This is a genomic window from Bacillus sp. SG-1 (genome assembly GCF_000181495.1).
Classification (GTDB): domain Bacteria; phylum Bacillota; class Bacilli; order Bacillales; family Bacillaceae_B; genus Rossellomorea.
This window is the reverse complement of the sequence record NZ_ABCF01000054.1, coordinates 1-20,257: the sequence shown is the minus strand read 5'-3', so window position 1 is coordinate 20,257 and position 20,257 is coordinate 1. Positions and strand designations below refer to the sequence as shown.

The 20,257-nt window shown below is 42.4% G+C and carries 23 protein-coding genes and 3 pseudogenes; 16 read left to right on the top strand and 10 right to left on the bottom strand.

All coding sequences use genetic code 11. The features are described 5' to 3' along the window. Nucleotides 1–321 (top strand): annotated as a pseudogene (locus BSG1_RS15435) (lipoyl synthase); the annotation flags it as partial. Nucleotides 322–371: 50 nt separating this feature from the next. Here BSG1_RS15435 and BSG1_RS15430 read toward each other — a convergent pair. After that, the gene (locus tag BSG1_RS15430; protein WP_006838062.1) at nt 372–1,103 is read right to left on the bottom strand and encodes a YhcN/YlaJ family sporulation lipoprotein; all 732 of its coding nucleotides are present in this window, start codon (nt 1,101–1,103) and stop codon (nt 372–374) included. Nucleotides 1,104–1,292: 189 nt separating this feature from the next. On the opposite strand from BSG1_RS15430, the gene BSG1_RS15425 reads away from it, so the two are divergent. After that, complete coding sequence (locus BSG1_RS15425; RefSeq protein WP_006838061.1) at nt 1,293–1,568, top strand: YutD family protein; 276 nt, start codon at nt 1,293–1,295, stop codon at nt 1,566–1,568. 94 nt (nt 1,569–1,662) lie between these two features. Here the strand turns inward: BSG1_RS15425 and BSG1_RS15420 are convergent, their stop codons facing one another. Continuing rightward, nucleotides 1,663–1,980 carry a hypothetical protein gene (locus tag BSG1_RS15420; protein WP_006838060.1) on the bottom strand — a complete coding sequence of 106 codons (318 nt, stop codon included), beginning with the start codon at nt 1,978–1,980 and terminating at the stop codon, nt 1,663–1,665. Nucleotides 1,981–2,209: 229 nt separating this feature from the next. Here BSG1_RS15420 and hepT point away from each other — a divergent pair, with 229 nt between their 5' ends. Together hepT and BSG1_RS15410 are read left to right on the top strand one after the other, a co-directional pair. Then, entirely contained in the window at nt 2,210–2,647 is a 438-nt protein-coding gene (gene hepT, locus BSG1_RS15415; protein WP_006838059.1) for a type VII toxin-antitoxin system HepT family RNase toxin, read from the top strand. A 95-nt stretch (nt 2,648–2,742) separates the two neighbouring features. Further along, nucleotides 2,743–3,507: a TIGR01457 family HAD-type hydrolase gene (locus BSG1_RS15410; RefSeq protein WP_006838058.1), complete on the top strand. Its 765-nt coding sequence runs from the start codon at nt 2,743–2,745 to the stop codon at nt 3,505–3,507. A 465-nt stretch (nt 3,508–3,972) separates the two neighbouring features. On the opposite strand, the gene BSG1_RS15405 is transcribed toward BSG1_RS15410, so the two are convergent. Continuing rightward, a complete protein-coding gene (locus BSG1_RS15405; protein ID WP_044022998.1) occupies nt 3,973–4,476 on the bottom strand; it encodes a phosphatidylglycerophosphatase A family protein in 504 nt (167 codons plus the stop codon). Between the two features lie 264 nt (nt 4,477–4,740). On the opposite strand from BSG1_RS15405, the gene yutH reads away from it, so the two are divergent. Then, the gene (yutH, locus tag BSG1_RS15400; RefSeq protein WP_006838055.1) at nt 4,741–5,742 is read left to right on the top strand and encodes a spore coat putative kinase YutH; all 1,002 of its coding nucleotides are present in this window, start codon (nt 4,741–4,743) and stop codon (nt 5,740–5,742) included. 74 nt (nt 5,743–5,816) lie between these two features. Further along, on the top strand, nt 5,817–6,794 hold the full coding sequence (locus BSG1_RS15395; RefSeq protein ID WP_044022996.1) for a 2-hydroxyacid dehydrogenase: 978 nt from the start codon (nt 5,817–5,819) through the stop codon (nt 6,792–6,794). A gap of 164 nt (nt 6,795–6,958) precedes the next feature. Here the strand turns inward: BSG1_RS15395 and BSG1_RS15390 are convergent. Further along, nucleotides 6,959–7,177 (bottom strand): annotated as a pseudogene (locus tag BSG1_RS15390) (NifU family protein); the annotation flags it as partial. A gap of 317 nt (nt 7,178–7,494) precedes the next feature. Between BSG1_RS15390 and BSG1_RS15385 the strand changes: the two are divergent. Continuing rightward, nucleotides 7,495–7,821, top strand: coding sequence for a YuzD family protein (locus BSG1_RS15385; protein ID WP_006838052.1), 327 nt, complete (start codon nt 7,495–7,497; stop codon nt 7,819–7,821). Between the two features lie 291 nt (nt 7,822–8,112). Here BSG1_RS15385 and BSG1_RS15380 read toward each other — a convergent pair whose 3' ends face one another. Then, on the bottom strand, nt 8,113–9,180 hold the full coding sequence (locus BSG1_RS15380) for an NAD(P)/FAD-dependent oxidoreductase (protein ID WP_006838051.1): 1,068 nt from the start codon (nt 9,178–9,180) through the stop codon (nt 8,113–8,115). 375 nt (nt 9,181–9,555) lie between these two features. On the opposite strand from BSG1_RS15380, the gene BSG1_RS15375 reads away from it, so the two are divergent. From BSG1_RS15375 to BSG1_RS15370, 3 genes are all read left to right on the top strand, one after another. Continuing rightward, complete coding sequence (locus BSG1_RS15375; protein ID WP_006838050.1) at nt 9,556–9,792, top strand: YuzB family protein; 237 nt, start codon at nt 9,556–9,558, stop codon at nt 9,790–9,792. 102 nt (nt 9,793–9,894) lie between these two features. Then, a complete protein-coding gene (locus BSG1_RS20945; RefSeq protein ID WP_006838049.1) occupies nt 9,895–10,038 on the top strand; it encodes a VOC family protein in 144 nt (47 codons plus the stop codon). Next, nucleotides 9,989–10,276 carry a VOC family protein gene (locus BSG1_RS15370; RefSeq protein ID WP_198008244.1) on the top strand — a complete coding sequence of 96 codons (288 nt, stop codon included), beginning with the start codon at nt 9,989–9,991 and terminating at the stop codon, nt 10,274–10,276. The genes BSG1_RS20945 and BSG1_RS15370 overlap by 50 nt, the downstream gene beginning before the upstream one ends. A gap of 24 nt (nt 10,277–10,300) precedes the next feature. Here BSG1_RS15370 and BSG1_RS15365 read toward each other — a convergent pair whose 3' ends face one another. Next, nucleotides 10,301–10,993 (bottom strand): DUF2225 domain-containing protein, encoded by a 693-nt coding sequence (locus tag BSG1_RS15365; RefSeq protein ID WP_044022995.1) that lies wholly within the window; start codon nt 10,991–10,993, stop codon nt 10,301–10,303. A gap of 284 nt (nt 10,994–11,277) precedes the next feature. On the opposite strand from BSG1_RS15365, the gene BSG1_RS15360 reads away from it, so the two are divergent. Continuing rightward, entirely contained in the window at nt 11,278–11,640 is a 363-nt protein-coding gene (locus tag BSG1_RS15360) for a HesB/IscA family protein (protein ID WP_044022994.1), read from the top strand. Between the two features lie 92 nt (nt 11,641–11,732). Here BSG1_RS15360 and BSG1_RS15355 read toward each other — a convergent pair whose 3' ends face one another. Further along, nucleotides 11,733–12,374: an SDR family oxidoreductase gene (locus BSG1_RS15355; protein WP_044022993.1), complete on the bottom strand. Its 642-nt coding sequence runs from the start codon at nt 12,372–12,374 to the stop codon at nt 11,733–11,735. 874 nt (nt 12,375–13,248) lie between these two features. Continuing rightward, a complete protein-coding gene (locus BSG1_RS15350; protein ID WP_006838043.1) occupies nt 13,249–14,244 on the bottom strand; it encodes an NAD(P)/FAD-dependent oxidoreductase in 996 nt (331 codons plus the stop codon). A 404-nt stretch (nt 14,245–14,648) separates the two neighbouring features. On the opposite strand from BSG1_RS15350, the gene BSG1_RS15345 reads away from it, so the two are divergent. The 5 genes from BSG1_RS15345 (at nt 14,649) to BSG1_RS15330 (ending at nt 19,035) form a co-directional block, all read left to right on the top strand. Then, nucleotides 14,649–15,866, top strand: a complete 1,218-nt coding sequence (locus tag BSG1_RS15345) for an NAD(P)/FAD-dependent oxidoreductase (protein WP_044022992.1) — start codon at nt 14,649–14,651, stop codon at nt 15,864–15,866. Between the two features lie 342 nt (nt 15,867–16,208). Continuing rightward, complete coding sequence (locus BSG1_RS15340) at nt 16,209–16,691, top strand: NUDIX hydrolase (protein WP_006838041.1); 483 nt, start codon at nt 16,209–16,211, stop codon at nt 16,689–16,691. Between the two features lie 162 nt (nt 16,692–16,853). Continuing rightward, a complete protein-coding gene (locus BSG1_RS21150; RefSeq protein ID WP_198008243.1) occupies nt 16,854–16,979 on the top strand; it encodes a YuiA family protein in 126 nt (41 codons plus the stop codon). 195 nt (nt 16,980–17,174) lie between these two features. Beyond that, nucleotides 17,175–17,498 carry a YuiB family protein gene (locus BSG1_RS15335; RefSeq protein WP_006838038.1) on the top strand — a complete coding sequence of 108 codons (324 nt, stop codon included), beginning with the start codon at nt 17,175–17,177 and terminating at the stop codon, nt 17,496–17,498. Between the two features lie 826 nt (nt 17,499–18,324). Then, nucleotides 18,325–19,035 (top strand): 3D domain-containing protein, encoded by a 711-nt coding sequence (locus tag BSG1_RS15330; RefSeq protein ID WP_006838037.1) that lies wholly within the window; start codon nt 18,325–18,327, stop codon nt 19,033–19,035. A gap of 236 nt (nt 19,036–19,271) precedes the next feature. Here BSG1_RS15330 and BSG1_RS15325 read toward each other — a convergent pair whose 3' ends face one another. Next, complete coding sequence (locus BSG1_RS15325; protein ID WP_006838036.1) at nt 19,272–20,069, bottom strand: cobalamin-binding protein; 798 nt, start codon at nt 20,067–20,069, stop codon at nt 19,272–19,274. Between the two features lie 17 nt (nt 20,070–20,086). After that, nucleotides 20,087–20,257, bottom strand: a pseudogene (locus BSG1_RS19890) (divergent PAP2 family protein); the annotation flags it as partial.

Genomic DNA, 20,257 nt, shown 5'->3' with positions numbered 1-20,257 from the left:
ATCCCTACGAAGTCCAGCATCATGGTAGGACTTGGCGAAACAAAAGAAGAAATCATTGAAACGATGGATGATTTGAGAGCAGCAAATGTAGATATTATGGCAATTGGTCAATACTTGCAGCCATCGAAGAAACATTTGAAGGTTCAAAAATATTATCATCCGGATGAGTTTGCGGAACTTCGCGAAATTGCGATGGAAAAAGGCTTCAGCCACTGTGAAGCAGGTCCGCTTGTCCGTTCTTCCTACCATGCAGACGAGCAGGTTAATGCTGCTGCCAAAGCTAAACAGGAAATGGGAGAAGCTCAAGTTCAGAAGGCATAATTTTTTAAAAAAGAAAGGACTGATCCTGGCCAGAAGGATCAGTCCTTTTGTTAATCAGTCATATCGTCATGGCCAGTATTGTCATATCGTTTTTGTCTGTCACGATCGATGCGGTGGACATCATCTTCGTTCATCTCGTTCATTTCATCATACATTTCACCGTTGGCGTTTTCGCCTGCATCAATCTCCCGCCCTTGGGGAGAATCCTGGAGCATCAGATTGATTGTATCGTCAATGGCTGTGTTGACATTGGCCATATCTGTGTCCATTGAGGCAAGGTTTTCGACGTTTTGCATCAGGTTCGGATCGTCAGTTACATATACGTGATACCAGCGCGGCACAACGGACAGCGCCGATTTCTTCACTTGATCTGCAACTTCAAATCGAAGGTCTTTATCTTTTGCATCGGTTCTATAAGCAACTAATACTTCTTCATCTGTTACAAGAGTGGATGCATCCTCTACTTGTGGAAGTGTGACGCTCATTTTACTGATGGAGTCGGCTACTTTTTCACGGTCAATCGTGTACATATCATCAGTGGAAATGGTTCTGCCGGCAATGGGACTCTTTTGATGTCTTACATAGCCAAATTGTTCCCCGCGGGCATGCTCACTGTTTTCAACTTCTCTGTAGATATCTTCATCTTCACCAATATTGATGGAGTTTCCGCTATCGTGAAAGATTTCATCGCCATCAGAGGCAAGATCATTTGCACATCCTGCTCCCAAAAGGGAAATGCTGACGACTCCTGCTGCAAGTATTTTCTTATTCAATTTAAACACCTCCTCATTTGTTAGAATGACCAGGTGAATTGTATTTTTCTCTTAGTAATTAATGGACAATCAGTTATAATTTAAATAAGTGATTTGTTAAAGCTGTTTGCAGGTACAGGATTACCTGGAAGGGAATCAAGTAAACAGCATTATATAAAATCGGAAAATGGTTCGTTCAGGAAAGTAGGTGAAGTAAAGATGGTTTGCATTAATAATGTGTGTTATGAAGTGGTCGAGGAATTCCGGGATGGATTCAATGAAGAAGCATTCCGCGCTCGCTACAGTGATATTTTAAACAAATATGATTACATTCTCGGTGACTGGGGATACGGTCAGCTTCGCTTAAAAGGGTTCTTTGACGATCAGAATCAAAAGGCGACCTTTGATACCAAGATCACCACAATCAAAGATTATTTATATGAATACTGCAATTTTGGATGTCCTTACTTTATCATCAAAAAAACAAAACAGTAACTTTAACACTTTAAAGCACTAAGAGGGACAGTCCCTATTAGGGCTTTAAAGAAGTAAAGCCGGCAGGTCCCATATAATGGGATGCCGGCTTTTTTTATTTGTTTTCTGTATACGGGGGCTCCTCGTTCTGTTCCAGGTCGGCATGGACCGGGTGGGAACCGGGATCCTGTCTGGGAATATCCTGATGCAGTGATTTAAACTCATAGTTGAATGCACTGTAATAGCGCTGTCCTTCTCTCCAGGGAGTGGACTTGTTTTCAACAGGAGTATATTTTCCCCTCGGCGCCCCGTAAGGACCTTCCGGTGTTTGTTCTGGTACAAGGAAATTTCTCATGGTTTCGACATTGGAAAAATCCGAGTACACTTCTTCTTCTTTATCAAGGGTGCGTTTTTCTTTATTGAAAAAAAACATTTAGCCACCTCCGATATTTTTTAGTATGTGAAGACGGAGAAATCTCATGCTGGTAGTATTTTGGAGAAGAATTTTGCAGGAATATGTTACACTATAAGTTGAAAACTAAAACAGGCTATCTTTGGCATTGGTTGCTGCTCCAAGGGCATCTCACGTTTATCCAGGGAGTTTGACAGGTGAAGCAGCAATGTTCCAGAAAATAGTCGAGATTAAAGGCGAGGTGCTGCTCATGTATTTTGTTGACCGTGAGAAAATTGAAGAAATTTTGATATATATGGAAAAGCAATTGGACTTATTTCAATCTCAGGAAGAGTGGAATTCCCGAGTGGAGCAATTGGCATTGGAACGGATTGCACACACACTAATCGAATCCATCCTGGATACAGGCAATGCTATGATAGACGGCTTTATCATGAGAGATCCTGGAAGCTATGAGGATATTATCGATATCCTTTTAGATGAAAAAGTGATCACGAAAGAAATGGAACTCAGCTTGAAAAATGTAATTGGATTCCGAAAGATGGTCGTGCAGGAGTATACACAAATCGACCATGAGGCAGTGGTGAAAAGTTTGAAGGATAATATGGACTCTCTACGATTATTTCCTGTACACGTCAGAGAATACCTGACAAATGAGCTGGGACCGGTTTCTGCTTTCAGAAATTAGATATCCACCATTATCACTTCTCCAACAAGCAAAAACTAACATAATAAGACATAATATGATGCTCATCAATGGATTGAGCATAGCTGGAGGTTACTATGAAAGACTATCAAGGATACTTAATCGATCTAGATGGAACGATGTATAGAGGAACAGAAAAAATTGAGGAAGCGGGTGACTTTGTCAATCGCCTGATTCAGAAAGGCCTGCCGTATCTTTTTGTGACAAATAACTCATCGGCAACGCCGGAAAAAGTTGCTGCGAAACTAAGGGACTTCGATATCCCTGCAGAACCGGACCAAGTTTTCACCACTTCTATGGCAACAGCAAACTTTATCGCTGAGAGAAAACAAGGTGCAACTGCATATGTGATCGGAGAGGAAGGCATAAGGTCGGCGCTGGAGGAAAAAGGACTTCGGATTGTTGATGAGAAACCGGATTTTGTCGTGGTCGGAATCGACCGAAGCATCAATTATGAAAAATTAGCGTTGGCTTGTCTTGGTGTAAGAAATGGTGCTACCTTTATCTCTACAAATGGAGATATTGCGATACCGACAGAAAGAGGACTGTTGCCTGGAAACGGCTCATTGACTTCAGTCATCACGGTTTCCACCCAAACTCAGCCAATCTTCATCGGAAAACCAGAATCGATCATCATGGAACAGGCTCAGGAAGTCCTTGGTGTACCTAAAGAGAAAACGCTGATGGTCGGCGATAATTATGACACGGATATTCTGGCAGGGATCAACGCGGGGCTGGATACGCTTCTTGTCCATACCGGGGTAACCACAAAAGAAATCCTGAGTGAAAAAGAGATACAGCCGACGTATACCATCAACTCTCTTGATGAGTGGGAAGTTTGATCTCAGAAATGTAAAGATGAGTGAGCGGACGCGTTTCATGGGCATCAAGGTGAGTAATTGCTGCAAAAAGTGTCATGAGGGTTCGTCTCAAGGACATGAAAGTGAGAAAATCCCGCGAAAAATGTCTTGAGAAGGTGCTTCAAGGACATAAACGAGAGGAATCTGCTGTAAAAGTGTCTTGAGAGATCATCTCAAGGACAAGAAAGTGAAAATTTCTCTGTGAAAGTGTCTTGAGAGGAAGTCTAAAGGGCATTAAAGTAAGAAAATCCCGTGAAAAGTGTCTTCAGGAAAGGTCTCAAGGGCATAAAAGGGAGAAACCATGCACAGAAATGTCTTGAGACCGAGTTTCCAGTACACGAAAGCGAGAAACCATGAAAAAACTCTTATAAAGTATGATTTTCAATTCGCAATCATCAATAAAAACTCAAACAAAAAGGAAGGCGCACAGCCTTCCTTTTGTGCTCCCTATTCCTCATCCTCATCATACCGGTGTGCCAGTCTTGAAGAGGCTGCAGCAGCAATTGCACCGACAATGTCATCCAGGAATGTGTGACATTTATTCGATGATTTATCATTTAATTTTTCCAGTATTCCCGGCTTCTGTTTATCGATATATCCATAATTGGTAAAGCCGATGGATCCGTAAACATTCACGATGGAGAAGGCTAGAATTTCATCGACGCCGTAAAGACCTTCATCCACCTCGATGATGGATTGCAGGGGTTCTTCAAGCATGCCTTTTTCAGCGAGCCGGTCTAACTGAATCCCTGTAAGGATTGCATTTTGCACTTCCCGTTTTGACAGAACTCTTTCGATGTTATTGCGGCATTCTTCGATTCCCAGGTTAGGGTGATATTTTTTCTGCAGGAACAGGACAAGTTCGGCGATATCATCTATTTCGACACCGCGCTCATGCAGCCATCTGCGTGCCGTTTCTTCTGATAATTTCTTTGATTCTTTATCCTTCATCTCCGTCACCTTTTCCTCAAGTTTTTTCAAACAAGACCTAAATGTCCATACTGCGCCAATTGTTCCATTCACTTATCTATTATTGCCCCCGGCAGGTAAGTATACTAATGTTCTGTAAAAAAATTGTGTGTATTTATAGTTATATGAAACAAGCTTGATATTTAGAAGACTTTTATCATTTTTTGTCCCATCCATTTTTCCCATCATGAATGATCCTTTTTCATTCATATACATAAGTAAAAGGATTATTTGGGGGAGAATCTCATGGAAGATATTTTAACGAAGCATTATGGACTGCAGCCGGAACGATCGTTCAAAGATGGTAGAGCAGAGAGATACATGGCGGATGGTTCCATATATACTATTGTCAATGTGACGAATAGGGAACAGGATAACCTGGCGGAGCTTTATAACATTTCAGAGCATATGAAAAAATACGGAGATCGGTATGTGTCTTCATTCGTCCCGACTGCAGAAGGCCGTTTCCTGGTAAATGAAAAGGAACAGGACTATACCGTGTTAAAGAATAATCCTCACAGCAGGAATGCTGAGGAAAAAATAGGGAGAAAGCTCGCAAAATTTCACCATAGGGGCCGTGCGATTGAAGAAAAAATCACGCACATCAGCCGTATCGGCCAATGGAAGACTCTTTGGGAAAAAAGAATTGAACAAATGGAAAAAGCTTATCAAATGGTCATCGAAAACCATCCGGTGGACGAATTTGAAAGGATGTTCATCGACAGCTGTCCTTACTATATAGGGCTTGCAGAAAATGCGGTTCAATATTTAGTGGATACAGAAATGGATGATAACCCGGTATACACTGATTCAGGGACTGTTTGCCATGAACGATTTTCAGAAGGAGTCTGGGGAAGGGAAATCACTATACGAAATCCTTTTGACTGGGTATTTGACCATGGCGGGAGAGATATCGCTGAACATGTTCGCGAGAGGTATTTTAAAAGACAAAACACCCATCAGCCGGACATTCAACAATTTTTACGAGATTATCAATCAGTCGAACCTTTGTCTTCCTTCTCATGGAGGATTGTCTTTGCCAGGTTGTTGTTTCCACTGCATTATTTTGAAACCGTAGAGAACTACTACCTGTCTGAATCGGAAGGCCAGCAATTTCAGATGGGCGAGAAATTGCATGGGTATCTGAATTCAACCCGTCATTATGAACAATTCCTTGGCAATTTTTATGGAGTCGGCGAAGTTCCGGTTAAGTCTTATGGCATCCCAGTGGTTACCTGGCTAAGGTGAAACGTGTTGCTTTCCATTCCCTCCTGATATTGTTAAAATATAGAAAAAAGTGCAAAAATGCAGGGGGTTTAGGAATGAAGCCATATGTTTATGTTACACGCAAACTGCCTGAAGAAGTTTTGACTTCTTTACAGGAGAAATATGAAGTGGAGATGTGGGATGATGAGAATATAGCTGTCCCGCGTGAAATCTTACTTGAAAAAGCAGGTGAAGCATCAGGAATCCTGTCCATGCTGTCAGACCCTATAGACAGGGAACTGTTCGAAAAGTCACCAAATCTGAAAGTCGTCGCCAACCTGGCAGTCGGGTTTGATAATATCGATCTAAAAGCTGCAAATGAAAAGGATGTTGCTGTCTGCAACACACCGGACGTCCTGACAGATACAACGGCCGATCTCACATTCGGTTTGATGATGGCAGCTGCGCGCCGATTGATTGAGGCAGACAAATATGTCAGGGAAGGAAAGTGGAAAAGCTGGTCACCGCTTCTTATGGCCGGAACCGATATCCATCACAAAACAGTGGGAATCATTGGGATGGGAAGCATAGGAGAGGCGTTTGCAAGAAGAGCAAAAGGCTTCGATATGAACATCCTGTACCATAACCGCTCCAGAAAACCTGAAGCTGAAGAAGTGTTAGGGGCAAAGTACGCAAGTCTTGAAGAACTTCTGTCCCAGTCTGATTATGTAGTCTGCCTTGCCCCCCTAACGCCTGAAACAAAAGGGCTGCTCCAAAAGGAACAATTCGAAATGATGAAGTCCTCAGCGATTTTCATCAATGCTGCCAGAGGGCCGATCGTCAATGAAGAAGCTTTATATAGAGCGCTTGTGGATGGAGAAATTGCTGCAGCGGGGCTTGATGTATTTGAAAAAGAACCGATTGATAAGACCCATCCATTATTGTCGTTGGATAACGTCGTCGCCCTTCCGCATATCGGAAGTTCGTCGGTGGAAACAAGGATGGAAATGATGGAACTGTGTATCAGCAATATCAAGGCAGTTCTTGAAGGAGGCACACCGAAAACATTAGTGAATAAAGAATGGCAAAAATAAAAAAGATGATCTGCTTCGGCAGGTCATCCTTTTTAGACTTTCGACACGCTCATTGCTTGGTTATCGTTGACCCGGGCAATAGCCAAGCAGTGATGGCACCAGCCTGAAAAAACCAGGCTCAAACCAAAAAGGAAGACCTGGAGTCCAGGTCTTCCTTTGGTGAATTAAAATACTTGTTCCACTTCCACGATTCCTGGAACTTCTTCCAACAGCGCGCGCTCAATACCAGCTTTTAGTGTGATGGTTGAACTCGGGCAGCTGCCGCAAGCACCAAGGAGACGAAGCTTTACAATGCCATCCTCGATATCGACCAATTCACAATCTCCACCATCGCGAAGCAGGAACGGACGTAATTTATCTAACACCTCTTGTACTTGAGGTACTAATTCTTGTTGTGTCATGTACAATCGACTCCTTTCCTTACCTTACTTTCTATTATAATAATATATGCTGAAAAAATCTATTGGTTGAGCCGAATTCGTGTGTTAAATTTTCCCTTGTGCAATAATAATGTAAGCGTTGTATTGGCCTTTTTGCTTTGCACGGCTTACTAAGTGATATTCATGCAGGGTCACGTCTTACAGTTTGTATATGCATGATGGAACTAAAAGTGTGGTGAACAGCTCTTATTAAACTTTTCAGTTACGATAATCCTGGAAGTTTTGTAAAATAAGAGAAAGGAAGATAAAGGGGTGGAGTCATGGAAAGAAAAGAAGTGGAAATCATCGTGTATGGTGCGGAAAAGGTTTGTGCAAGTTGTGTCAATTTGCCGACGTCCAAGGAAACATACGATTGGCTGGATGCGGCGATAACGAGGAAATTTCCGGAACAACCATTTACAATCAGATATGTAGATATATTCGATCCACCGGAAGAGGAAGAGCTGCAGGAATTCGCTTCCCGTGTCATTGAAGAAGATATGTTTTACCCCGTCGTTTCCATTTTCGGAAAAGTGGTTGGCGAAGGAAATCCTAAATTAAAAACGGTATTTTCTGAGCTTGAAAAATACGGATACCAGGCTGGTTGACTTGAGGCCCGGGCACCTTTTGAAGGTGTGACGGGTTATTTTTTTTGTATTATGCAGGAAACAAGTAAGAAGATTTATCTAGTAGCACTGGAACGTGAACCCCAAAGAGGGGAACTATGTTAATTGCGTCGATTTCAGGGGGAATTGCGTCTAATTTAAAATAATTGCGTCAAAACGAGCATAATTGCGTCTGCTATGAATTAATTGCGTCAAACCGCTAAAAAGGCTGTGCTGCCGAAACAACAAAAAACCAACGGCATCCAAGCCGTTGGTTTTCCTTCTCAATTTAGATCATCCATTATGATACTTATACATCCAAAGGACACCGGATTTCAGGAGCCTTGCCACACGGCCTGTTATTGAACGCTCGTTCACCAGTCCAAAGCCGTGTTTTTTTCCAAGAGATCCTAGTATGCCCTTCAGTTTGATGCGGGGAAGTTCTTCCGGCAGCTCTTCACCTTTCCAGCGCTTCAGCAGGACGGTGACGATTTGTTCTGCTTGTCCTTCTGCAAGTTGGGCGCTTGGTGCCTGAGGAAGGCTCGCGCAGTCTCCGACTACATATATGTGCTCATCTTCAGGAATATTATGATACTTTGTCAGTACCACTCTGCCTTGTTTATCTTTCTCTACTTCCATTTCACGGACAATTTTGTTTGGCTGTATGCCGGCTGTCCAGACGATGGCGTCACAGTGGATGCTGTCTTCGTGGTTATACAACGTATTTGGTTCGACTTTAGTGATACTTGAGTTATTAACGATGTCTACATCGTTTTCCTCGAACCACTTGTGAACGTATGAGCTAAGACGCTCAGGGAATGCACCAAGAATCCTAGAACCGCGGTCAAAGAGTTTGATATCCAAATCTGAGCGGCTTTCCCGTAATTCACTGGCAAGTTCAATCCCGCTCAAGCCGGCACCAACGATTCCGACAACAGATCCGGCAGGAAGGTTGCATAGTGCTTCATACGTTTTGCGGGATTTTTCGATCGATTGAATGCTGTATGTGAATTCATCTGCACCTGGTACGCCGTGATACTTATCTTCAGACCCGAGGCCGATGACTAAATCATCGTAGCTGACAGCCTCATTATCACCAAGATGAATCAGTTTATTAGCAATATCTATTTTTGTGACGTCACCATATTTAACCGATAATCTTGGGTGTTCCGGAAAGTCGACGCGGACATGCTGATCGGAGATGGTACCCGCCGCAAGCGCGTAATATTCTGTTTTTAAACAATGATAAGGCACCCGGTCTATAAGGGTAATAGAAACATCTTCGGGAAGCTGGTTAGGCAGCAGGCGAAGAAGCACCCGCATATTTCCGTACCCGCCACCGAGCAGGACTAAATTTTTCATAACGTAATTTCCCCTTTTGCACTTGAATGATGAACTCATTTCTGTCTTCACTATGCAGAAAAGCCCGGCTGATTGACGATGCGGGGAGTTGCAAAGTTTGCGAAATGAGGAACAGGTTTAAGTAAGCACTTTCAATAGTGGACATATTTATCTATTATTCGTATTAAATAAAACGTAATCACTAAAAAGTATATCGAAATAATAGATATTTCACAACAGAATTATGACAAATTATTCACATGATATTGATTATTTGGTGATGTAAGTTTTAGAAATTCCACTGCCCGTTCTGAGAGCTGTCAAAAAAGTATAACTCATTGACGTTATACTGGAAAAAAGGTAGCATTATCATGTAGTAATAGCGAGGTGAAGAAAGTGAAACCGATTATTGAGTTTTGCATTAGCAATCTTGCAAGCGGAGCACAAAAAGCGCTCGAGGCTCTTGAAAGGGATCCTAATTTGGATGTAGTTGAATATGGCTGTTTAGGGTACTGTGGAAAATGCGCTTCATCGTTCTTCGCTCTTGTGAATGGTGATGTGGTTCAGGGAGACAGTCCGGACGAGCTAGTGGAAAATATTTATCAATTCTTAGAAGAGAATCCGATGTTTTAACCTATATATCAACTTGAACAGGCAGAAAAGACCTTTTTTCTGCCTGTTTATTTATTATAATAAATTTAACTGAAAATCTATTTGAAAAGGAGAAAATAAGACATGTCTTATTTTACAGGGCTTTTACAAACCAACTTATATGTAAGTGATATTACCGACGCTGCCAATTGGTACCAGGATACCTTGGGGCTTACGATTGCCGCAGATTACGGAAAGACCGTCGTTCTTGCTTTCGGGGAATTATGATGAAGGAAAAAGCGGGCCCCCTGTGCTATGCCTGATTGAAAAAAAGGAAGCTGTTCAAAAACCACAAACAACGCATCCGGTGCTCGGGATTTCAACGGAATACTGTGAACGCTTGTATTATGAATTGAAAGAAAACAATGTAGAAGTGGAAGAGAATCCTTCGTATAAGGGCCATTTCAAGTTTTATGATCCCGATGGGAATATGTTGGAGGCTTTTTGCCCAGGAATCTATGATTGAAAAAAAGCTGGGAATCCCAGCTTTTTATTTTGCCTTTTTATAATCTTCCCGTAAATCCTCCCACCGATGGCGTGCCATTTCGATAATCCTCGGTTCTTTCGTGTGCTTTTGCTGCTGAATGACTTTGGAAAAGTAGATGGCAGATTGTGAGTAATTGCCGAGCCGGTAATACAGTTCGGCGATCAAATATAGTATCCTTGCCGTCGACATTTGGGTATCAATAAAGTCCTCTTGGCTATAGGAAGCACAATAGGCTTCTACTGCCAGCTTCATAAACCGGAACTCTTGGTCTGAATCTTTTAAAGTACGGTACAACCAGGCGGTCCGTAAATAGAGTCCAGCCTTGACGATCGGCTTCTCTCTTTTTACAGAGGCACTTAAAATCGCCAACTTATACGTTTTGATTCCTTCTTCAACTGTCCGCAGCCCGCCATAACTTTGTCCACTCCAATGGGCAGAGATATGGTTATGTATTTCATTCCTGATCACCGGGATCATATGCTTAGAAAAATTCTCCGTAAATGAGAAGCCGCAATGAGGACAAACATTTACATTATATAAAAGAGGGTTCAATTCAGTCGATAGGTAATTGGGACAAAAATCCGTATCATGCTGGTGGTATCTAATAAACCTGGAGCGGATCTTTGTTGTTTTAAACTCCCCCCGACATGAAAAGCACGTCAAATTACGTTGATAATAAGGAGATATCTCTGTCATTCCTATACGCTCCAATCCCATTAGGTAATTATACTTACATTATATAACACAGTAAGTATAAAGAACTAGTAAAATGGCAGAAATTATCAGTATTTTATATATCTAATAAAAGTTTTTTTTACAACTGCCTGTCCCTATTGCAGATTCTTCTGCCCGTAATCCACATCTGCCCATTTTGCAGATTGGTTGAGGAAGAAGGCAAAAAAGTATATACTGTAGACTAAATAGTCATAAAATATAGAGAGCAGATAAATGTTTATTAGGTAATAATGGAGGTGAATAATATGTCAGATGTTGTAGTGATTACAGAAGCGGCAGCACTGCAAATCAAGGATATGATGAAACAGAATGAGGAAGAAGGAGCGTTCATCCGTGTATCCATCAAAGGCGGAGGCTGCAGCGGTCTCTCATACGGGATGGGATTTGAGCATGAAGCCGGTGAAGATGACGTCCAGCTTGAACAGAATGGCATCAAAGTGGTGGTGAACAAGCAGGATGCCCCGATCCTTAACGGTACGAAGATTGATTATAAACAATCGATGATGGGCGGAGGCTTTACCATCGATAATCCGAATGCCATCGCAAACTGCGGATGCGGATCATCCTTCAGGACAGCGACGAATACCGGCACGCCGGAGAATTGCTGATCCATATAAAAAAAGCCCCTTGCGGAAATTGTTCGATTTCCGCAAGGGGCTTCTTTTGTGTTTCTTTGGGTAATCTGCGACTAATCCCACTGTCAAATCTTTTTCAAAGCTTCGTTAATAGGTGTATCGCCGTTCAAAATTTCAAATGTTTTATGATAAGTTTCGGATGCTGTAAGACAAGCGGTCAGCACATCGGCGACATCTCCACGGGTGATGCTTCCGCTTTTGTCTTCGATGGAAGAGGAAGCGATGATTTTTCCAGTCTTTTCACCATCCACAAGGGCGCCGGGCCGGACGATGGTATAGTTCAGGCCGCTTTCAATTAAGTGCTGATCGGCTTTTCCTTTTGCTTCTAAGTAGTGCTGCAGTCCATCTGGTCCAATTGAAGGGGTGTCCGCTCCCATGGAACTCAGCATGATGAAGCGATCCAAGCCTTTTTGTTTTGCGTAATCTATGGCTTTGATGGCTCCCTGCTCATCAACGGCTGTGGTCTTGTCGGATCCAGTCCCACTGCCTGATCCTGCTGCGAAGATAACGGCATTCACTTCATCAAAAACATAAGAAAAGTCATCTTCCAAGTCTCCGACAAGCGGCTTAGCGCCAAGATCCTCCATAGTATCGATCTGTTCCGCTTTGCGAATCATCGCTTTGGTAAAGTGCTGGCTGCTGTTGACGAGGGAGCTAATAACATGTTTTCCTGTTTTTCCGTTAGCTCCGATAACGAGTACATTCATGGCAATCATCCTCTTTACTTAAAGATTTCTTACTAAATGCTCTACCCGTAAAAGCTTTGATTAAACGCTGTCTAGTGCACTCTATATAGGATGGCGCCGTGTGTATCTTTTATTCTGCAGGCGAAGTTTTAAAAGACTCTCTTCCTAACCTTTGGTCTTTTTAGAAGTGGTTAAATGATTTCCGATCCAGATGTGTGACTCCGCGGGGCGGGCGGTGAACTAAAAAGCGTAAGCGGCCGTTCAGCGACGTACAGACTGGACTGTATCCGCTTGAGATAAAGGAAACACAACGAACGCAGTGAGTTGATGTTCATTTTCCATTGACCAAGAATGCACCATTAACCAGAGAAGCCTCTTACAGAAAAAATCCAAAAGCCGATTTTTTTCTAAATACCTCTTTAATCGAGTGGAGGAAATGAACTTGTTGACTTATCGCAAGGAGGGGGCAGGGAAGTCCGCTAGCCGGTGGGGCCTTGCAGCTGGATTCACAAGGAGAGAGACCGAAATGTGCTAGTCGCTAAGTACGTTCCAGTGGGTACGTAACCTTGGTCTCACCTGTCATCAAATGTTGAAGCGCCCTGGTTAGACCCGACAGGCAAATGTTCCTGAGAGAAAAAAAAGGCGATCTTCCCTTTTATTCTCTCAGGGTTATTTGACCTCGAGGGGCTGGGAGCTGGAACTAGACGTCCGCTATTCCCGCAGGACGTCGTTCACCCTCCGCTCCAAGCAACCATGATTACTACTTTTGATAAATTAGCATTAATCTATCTATAAGTATTAGCTTTATGAAATCAATTAGATTTATCAATACAAATGGATATAAAAAAGTGGACGAAAATCATGTTAGATTTCGTCCACTACATATCTTTCTTGATCAGCTGAACAAGGATGTACTATGAAGAGGCTGTACTCTTGCTTTTGGATCCATATAAGCTTTTGCGTTATTGACAGCAGTCGGCGCTTCGCCGAAACCGCTGGCAATCAGCTTAACTTTTCCTTCATAAGTGGATACATCTCCTGCTGCATAGATTCCTGGAATATTCGTTTCCATTTTGGAATTGACAACGATCGAGTTCTTTTGGATTTCCAAGCCCCAGTCCTTGATTGGGCCAAGGGAAGAGACGAAACCGAAGTTGACGATCAGTTCATCAAGCTCCAATGCTTCTTTTGCTTCTCCGCGTACTTCTTCCAATACTAACTGACTCACTTTTTCTCCGTTACCGATCACTTCGGTAGGGACGAAAGGTGTTTTGATTTCCACAGAAGATTGGTGTAGCTGGTCCACACTGTGTTCATGAGCGCGGAACTTGTCACGGCGGTGAACAAGTGTAACCTTTTCTGCAATCGGCTCAAGCATTAAGGCCCAATCGACTGCGGAATCTCCGCCGCCGCAGATTACTACTTTTTTACCGGCGAAGTATTGCATGTCATCTATGAAATAATGAAGATTTTTTCCTTCATATGTAGAAGATCCTTCTAATTCCAATCTTCTCGGTTGGAACGCACCGTTTCCGGCAGTGATGATGATGGTCTTGGAGTAGTGGACTTCTTTATCAGTCGTTAATTTAAAGACCCCGTCTGCTTGCTTTTCAACGTTTTCCACAGCTTGCTCAAGGCAGACAGTCTGCTCGAACTGTGCCATTTGTTCTTTTAAGTTATTCACAAGGTCCTGTGCTTTTACTTTCGGGAAGCCGGCTACGTCATAAATATATTTTTCCGGATAGAGTGTGGACAATTGTCCGCCCAGCTGCGGCAGGCTCTCGATGATTTTAACGCTTGCTTTTCTCATCCCGCCATAAAAAGCCGTGAACAATCCAGTTGGACCTCCACCGATGATTGTAATATCATATACTTTTTGATCCTCTTTCAAATGATATCCCTCCTGATTGTTTTGCAATATAGTCTCTATTCTACCACATGAGCTCACTTCTTCACAAAATATGTATCAAAATTGCGAATAGTCAGTTATATTGAATGCGCTTCCATTCCTTTGTTTTCTAATGTGAAAAAGCTAGTATTCTAAATTTTCTAAAGTTTAATTCTTTAGGGTTATATCTTGAAAATCAAAAGTAAAAAGAATAATATGTAAGATAGGGCATATTGTTAAGATTTTATGACATTTTTCATCCTTTTTTATTCTTTATCGTGAAATTTGTCACATACTTATTTATATTTCTTTATTTATTTCATATTTCCTCAAATAAAAATCTTGCCTGCGGTGGATGCTAAACATAATTCATCGTAAATTCTAAGAAAAAGGTGGATGTGATTTCGTTGAGAAAGCCAAGAATAGTTGTATTAGGTGCTGGTTATGGCGGCCTGATGACAGTGACTCGCCTGCAAAAGCAATTCAGCAAAGATGAAGCGGAAATCGTTCTGATCAACAAGAATGATTACCATTATGAAACAACATGGCTGCACGAGGCTTCCGCAGGGACGCTGCATCATGATAAAGTCCGTTACGATATCAAAGATGTCATCGACGGCCACAAAGTGAACTTCATGCAAACTACAGTGGAAGATATTAAAACAGATGCGAAAAAAGTGATCACAGCCAACGGCGAAGTTGAATATGACTACCTTGTCATTGCACTTGGTGCGGTATCTGAAACGTTCGGAATTAAGGGCCTACATGAACATGCCTTCATGATTGCGAACATCAATTCCGCCCGCCAGCTTCGTGAACACATTGAATATCAGTTTGCCACTTATAAAAATGAAGAAGAGAAGAAAGACGAGCGCTTGACAATCGTTGTCGGCGGTGCCGGTTTCACAGGAATTGAGTTCCTTGGTGAACTTGGAAACAGAATACCTGAGCTATGCAAAGAGTACGATGTTGATTTCAAGAAAGTCAGAATCGTGTGTGTGGAAGCTGCACCAATGATCCTTCCTGGATTTGATCCTGAGCTTGTTAAATATGCTCGTGCAAAGCTGGAGAAAAAAGGCGTTGAATTCCGCATCGGCACTCCGCTTAAAGAAGCGACTGCTAACTCTGTCATCATTTCTAAAGGTGAAGATGAAGTGGAAGAAATCCAAGCAGGCACAATCGTTTGGGCTGCGGGTGTCCGTGGAAATCCTGTAATTGAAAAATCAGGTATCGAAAACATGAGAGCCCGTGTTAAAGTTGAAAAAGACTTGAGAGCACCAGGGCACGACAACGTCTTCGTCATTGGTGACTGTTCATTAATGATCAACGAAGAAACAGAACGCCCATATCCTCCGACAGCTCAGATTGCAATGCAGCAAGGTGAAACCTGCGCCCGCAACATCACTGCTTTGATGAAAGGCAATGATGCACTGGAGCAGTTCACACCTGACATCAAAGGAACTGTATGTTCTCTAGGTGAAGACGATGCGATCGGTCTAGTATTCGGCAAAAAACTTATGGGATCAAAAGCTTCCTTCATGAAGAAAATGGTCGATAACCGTGCGCTTTACATGGTAGGCGGCGCAGGACTGGTAATGAAAAAAGGTAAATTCAAATTCTTTTAATAGATAGACAAGCAGAGCGAATCACTTCGTTCTGCTTTTTTTGATTGTTGTTCCTACACTACTCTATACTTTATTTTAACCGGAGTAACATCGATCACCGGCTTACAGCAAAGAACCGAGGTGATTAGGGAAGAAACACCGTATTATAGAAGGAGAAGCCCTGAGTAATAGGGTGATTAGGACAGAAACACCGTATTATAGTAAGAAAAGTGCTGAGTAATAGGGTATTAGAAACTAAACATCCTATTATAAAAAGAGAATTGTCAGCTAATAGTGTGTATAGCGAGGAAAACACAGTGAACCCCCAAAAAGAATTAAACCCAAAAGATCGGAGGGAATTGCGTGAAACGAGGAAATGTCTGGCTTGCTGCTGCCGGCCTGCTTGTTGATGAAGAGGGCCGGTGGCTGGTGGTAAAAAAGAAATATGGCGGACTTAAAGGAATGTGGTCACTGCCAGCAGGTTTTGTTGATGAGGGGGAAACCCTTGAACAGGCTGCCCAGAGGGAGGTAAAAGAAGAAACCGGTCTGGACACGCATGTGTCAGGTATCATCGGTATCAGGTCGGGGGTGATCAAGGGGAAGATCAGTGATAATATGGTTTTGTTTTTGCTGACTAGGAAGGACCCTTCTCAAAAGCCGATCCCCTGTGAAAATGAAATTTCTGAAGTGAAGTGGATGACCAAGGAAGAGCTTCTTAAGAATGAAGAAACATCCGTAATGATACATGAGATGATTAAGCATGATTTCAAGCTTCTTAAATCAGGATTAGACCCAATAGACCCTGGTGAACAGTTCGGCTACACTAGTTATAAATTATTTTTTTAATTTTCTGAAATTTAAAGAAATAGCAAGATAATGGATGAAAGATATAAATGTATTCGCTTTCATGGCTGTACACGCGTTTTTTTGTCCCTTTCCTAAAAAATCAAACGATGTTATATTATCAGAAATCAACAAAAACTTTTTAGTGAAGGGGAGATAAGGACGATGAGATCAACACTTGAAACATCAACAAAGAAATGTGAATATTGCTCAGGCAAAGGGTATTTCCAACTCGTTCTTGGCGGCTCTGAAACATGTCCATGCTGCAGCGGCAGCGGTAAAAACAAATAATAAATAATAGCACTCATATTTTTAATATTTAGGGACTGGCTGAACTGCCGGTCCTTTTTGTTTTTGAATCCAACCATCATTGACATATTCAAATATGTTCATTTTGTGAAGAACCTGTATTTCCCTCCAATGTTTATTGACGGTGGATGAAACATTCAGTACACTAAACTTTAGTGTCAATGGAGGTGCTCAGGAATGCAAATGGGAATTCCAGTTGTAATTATATCGATGTTATTATTTTTTGTGTTGTTTTTTGGTATTGGCTTTTTGCTGAATATGCTGCTGCGGATGACATGGGTCATGGCAGTTATATATCCTCTTATAACCATTTTTATTGTAGATGAAGTAAGGTTTATAGATTATTTTAGAAATCCCGGAGAGTCCTTCTCTGCCTTGGGCACTAAATTCGGGGCTCTTACAGCAGTGGATGTGCTTATCCTTTCCTGTGGACTGGCTGGTGCGATTGTATCCGGCATTACGATGAAGATTCTTAGAAAAAAAGGATATCAGATGTTTTAAGCCTTATGTATATTGGAGAACTCTTTGCTAAACGGCGAAGAGTTTTTTTGTTATAGATAGATTTAAATTTGATTTCCGCTCCAGATGCTCGACTCTGCGGGGCGGGCGGTGAACTAAAAAGCGGAAGCGGCCGTTCAGCGACGTACAGATTTCAGGGCTCTCGCATGAGATAAAGGAAACACGGCAAGCGGAGCGAGCCGATGTTGACTTATCGCAAGGAGAGAGACCGAAATCTGCTAGTCGCTAAGTCCGTTCCAGTGGGTACGGCCCCTCGGCCGCTGGAGCTTGGCCTCCTCGGCTGCGCCTGTGGGGTTACGTTCCAGTGGGTACGTAACCTTGGTCTCACCTGTCGTCAAAAGTGGAAGCACCCCGGTCAGCCCCGACAGGCAAATGTTCCTCAGCGAAAAAAGGTGATCTTTCCTTTTGTTCGCTGAGGGTTATTTGATCCCGAGGGGCTGGGTGCTGTAACTAGACGTCCCGCTGGGCCCGCAGGAGGTCAAGCATCTTCCACTTCAGTCACCACTTATTCAACTTAATCTACACAGGAAGGAGAAGAATTAAACATCCCATTTATTTTTCTAGTATGAAAGTTATTTCTCTCTATTCACAGAATGATGTTCTAGTGCCTGCCTTAGTTACTTTCTCTTTCCACTTGCTCCTGTTTTCCCTCGGGGGGTACCTGATAGATAGTTAAAATTCTATAAGCAGTAAGCTTTTCTCTTCACCACTCTATTCAGAAAGTTGAAACTATTAGACTTTTTAACTAATTCCTGAATATATTCATGTCTTTTGGGAAAGTAATAGAGATGGGAGGAGTGATTGTTACATGAAAAATATTAAAAAGTGGTCTAAGAGGCTTGTTATGGCCCTCTTATTTACAGCAGCTTTGTTTGTCACATTCCAATCAATTTCCGGGGTGAAGGCACAATCTTTTTCCGGCTGGCTGTCAGAACAGATAGAAACTAAGCATGTTGAAAGTGTATCTAAGGAGCATTCATATAAAACATTATCATTAAAAGAAAAGTTGTTAAAAAGGGCGAAAAGCCTCCGCACGCTGATAGCAGCGACTGAACCGGTTGTAGCGAAGCCTAAATCCCTTGAAGATGCTATTGATTGGTCGCAATATCCAAAGTCGACTGTAACAGCTACAGGATATACAGCTGGAATTGAATCGACCGGTAAACTTCCGGATGATCCGGCTTATGGTATTACATATTCAGGGGTAAAAGTGAAAAGAGACTTGTATTCAACAGTGGCTGCCGACCCTAATGTATTTCCGATCGGCACCATCCTGTTCATCCCCGGATACGGATATGGCGTCGTGGCTGATACAGGAAGCGCCATTAAAGGACATAAGCTTGACTTGTATTACGAAACAGTAGATGAAGTATACGAGCTCTGGGGCAAGAAAGAGCTGGAGGTCTATATCGTCACGAAGGGGACAGGAAAGCTCTCTGAAGAAGAACTTACAGCCCTTAATGAAAATGAAAGCATGCAAGTGTTCAGACAGAAGTATATACAAAAGGTAGAAGAATAATGAAAAGAGGAAGGGCCCGAAAAGGGCTCTTCCTCTTTTGTTAGGCTGGTTTTCTTGAATTTTGTCGCTATTTGATATGAATCCACAAAAAAATATAACCATAATCCAAGGAAATACCATGGTAAGCAAGAGAGAACAGAGCTAGTCATTCAGAGAGAAAAAACCTTGTAACCAGGGGGGAATCCGGCACTAGGGATTTTTCCCAAAGCAACAATCTATAGGTAGAAAGTCTTTTGTTAAGTAGTAAATGTGATGGATCCAAACTGTTGGGGGTGCAGAATTTTCCCCAGCTTCAATGCGCCCTCCAGCAATCTTGGGGAAGGCCTGCAGTATAAATCCTCTTCAAGGACGAGGATGCGGTCATTCATGACAGCCTGAAGGTTATTCCAGCCATTTCTTTTTGTGACTACCTTTGGGTTCACTTTTTCGCGCCTTACGCCGACCCATGCAAGGCATATGTAATCAGGATTTCTTTTGTAAACATCTTCCCAATCCGTCTGGATGCTGGCAAGGTCAACATCTCTGTATACATTTTGTGCTCCTGCAAGCCTGCTTAATTCTGTGAGCCAATTTATTTTTCCAGGAGTAAAAACGGGCTTTGGCCACCACTCCCAATAAAGCTCTGGAGAATGGTCTGTTTTGTTGGCGGCTTCTTTCAGCAAGTTGATTTTTTCGTGGAATTCTTTTTGCATTTCAACAGCTTTTTCTTCAATACCGCAAGCTTTTCCAACCGTCAGCAAGTCATCGGCAATGTCCTCGAAGCTCTGTGGATTGGTGACTATATAAGGCAGGTTCCTTTTGTTCAGCTCTTCTATATTTTTTTCCATGCCCGGCACGCTTAAGGAGGCCAGGATTAAGTCCGGTTGGAGAGCTTCAACTTTATCCATATCAATGCTGAGGTCAGGACCAAGCTTTGGGAGAGTGTGGACTTCTTCTGGATAATCGGAAAAGTCATCAACTCCTACCAGGGAAGAAGTCAATCCCAAGTAGTCGACGACTTCAGTGTTACTGGGACAAATGGATACGATTCTCATAAAAGGTCCCCCTATTACTAAAGAGTATAGTAAATAACCAATGTCAGGAGTATTCCAGAAAGCCCGCCAAAGAAGACCTCGATCGGTTTGTGGCCGAGCAGTTCTTTCAATTCTTTGCGTTTTTCTTCCTCAGGTTTCTTTTGCCAGCCCTTTGCCTCACCTACAAACTTCTGGAAGTCTCCGACCAA

Coding starts and splice junctions, on each gene's coding strand:
- BSG1_RS15425 (WP_006838061.1), top strand. CDS start 1,293: ATGGTTTGCATTAATAATGTGTGTTATGAAGTGGTCGAGGAATTCCGG.
- BSG1_RS15420 (WP_006838060.1), bottom strand. CDS start 1,980: ATGTTTTTTTTCAATAAAGAAAAACGCACCCTTGATAAAGAAGAAGAA.
- hepT (WP_006838059.1), top strand. CDS start 2,210: ATGTATTTTGTTGACCGTGAGAAAATTGAAGAAATTTTGATATATATG.
- BSG1_RS15410 (WP_006838058.1), top strand. CDS start 2,743: ATGAAAGACTATCAAGGATACTTAATCGATCTAGATGGAACGATGTAT.
- BSG1_RS15405 (WP_044022998.1), bottom strand. CDS start 4,476: ATGAAGGATAAAGAATCAAAGAAATTATCAGAAGAAACGGCACGCAGA.
- yutH (WP_006838055.1), top strand. CDS start 4,741: ATGGAAGATATTTTAACGAAGCATTATGGACTGCAGCCGGAACGATCG.
- BSG1_RS15395 (WP_044022996.1), top strand. CDS start 5,817: ATGAAGCCATATGTTTATGTTACACGCAAACTGCCTGAAGAAGTTTTG.
- BSG1_RS15385 (WP_006838052.1), top strand. CDS start 7,495: ATGGAAAGAAAAGAAGTGGAAATCATCGTGTATGGTGCGGAAAAGGTT.
- BSG1_RS15380 (WP_006838051.1), bottom strand. CDS start 9,180: ATGAAAAATTTAGTCCTGCTCGGTGGCGGGTACGGAAATATGCGGGTG.
- BSG1_RS20945 (WP_006838049.1), top strand. CDS start 9,895: ATGTCTTATTTTACAGGGCTTTTACAAACCAACTTATATGTAAGTGAT.
- BSG1_RS15365 (WP_044022995.1), bottom strand. CDS start 10,993: ATGACAGAGATATCTCCTTATTATCAACGTAATTTGACGTGCTTTTCA.
- BSG1_RS15360 (WP_044022994.1), top strand. CDS start 11,278: ATGTCAGATGTTGTAGTGATTACAGAAGCGGCAGCACTGCAAATCAAG.
- BSG1_RS15355 (WP_044022993.1), bottom strand. CDS start 12,374: ATGAATGTACTCGTTATCGGAGCTAACGGAAAAACAGGAAAACATGTT.
- BSG1_RS21150 (WP_198008243.1), top strand. CDS start 16,854: ATGAGATCAACACTTGAAACATCAACAAAGAAATGTGAATATTGCTCA.
- BSG1_RS15335 (WP_006838038.1), top strand. CDS start 17,175: ATGCAAATGGGAATTCCAGTTGTAATTATATCGATGTTATTATTTTTT.
- BSG1_RS15330 (WP_006838037.1), top strand. CDS start 18,325: ATGAAAAATATTAAAAAGTGGTCTAAGAGGCTTGTTATGGCCCTCTTA.
- BSG1_RS15325 (WP_006838036.1), bottom strand. CDS start 20,069: ATGAGAATCGTATCCATTTGTCCCAGTAACACTGAAGTCGTCGACTAC.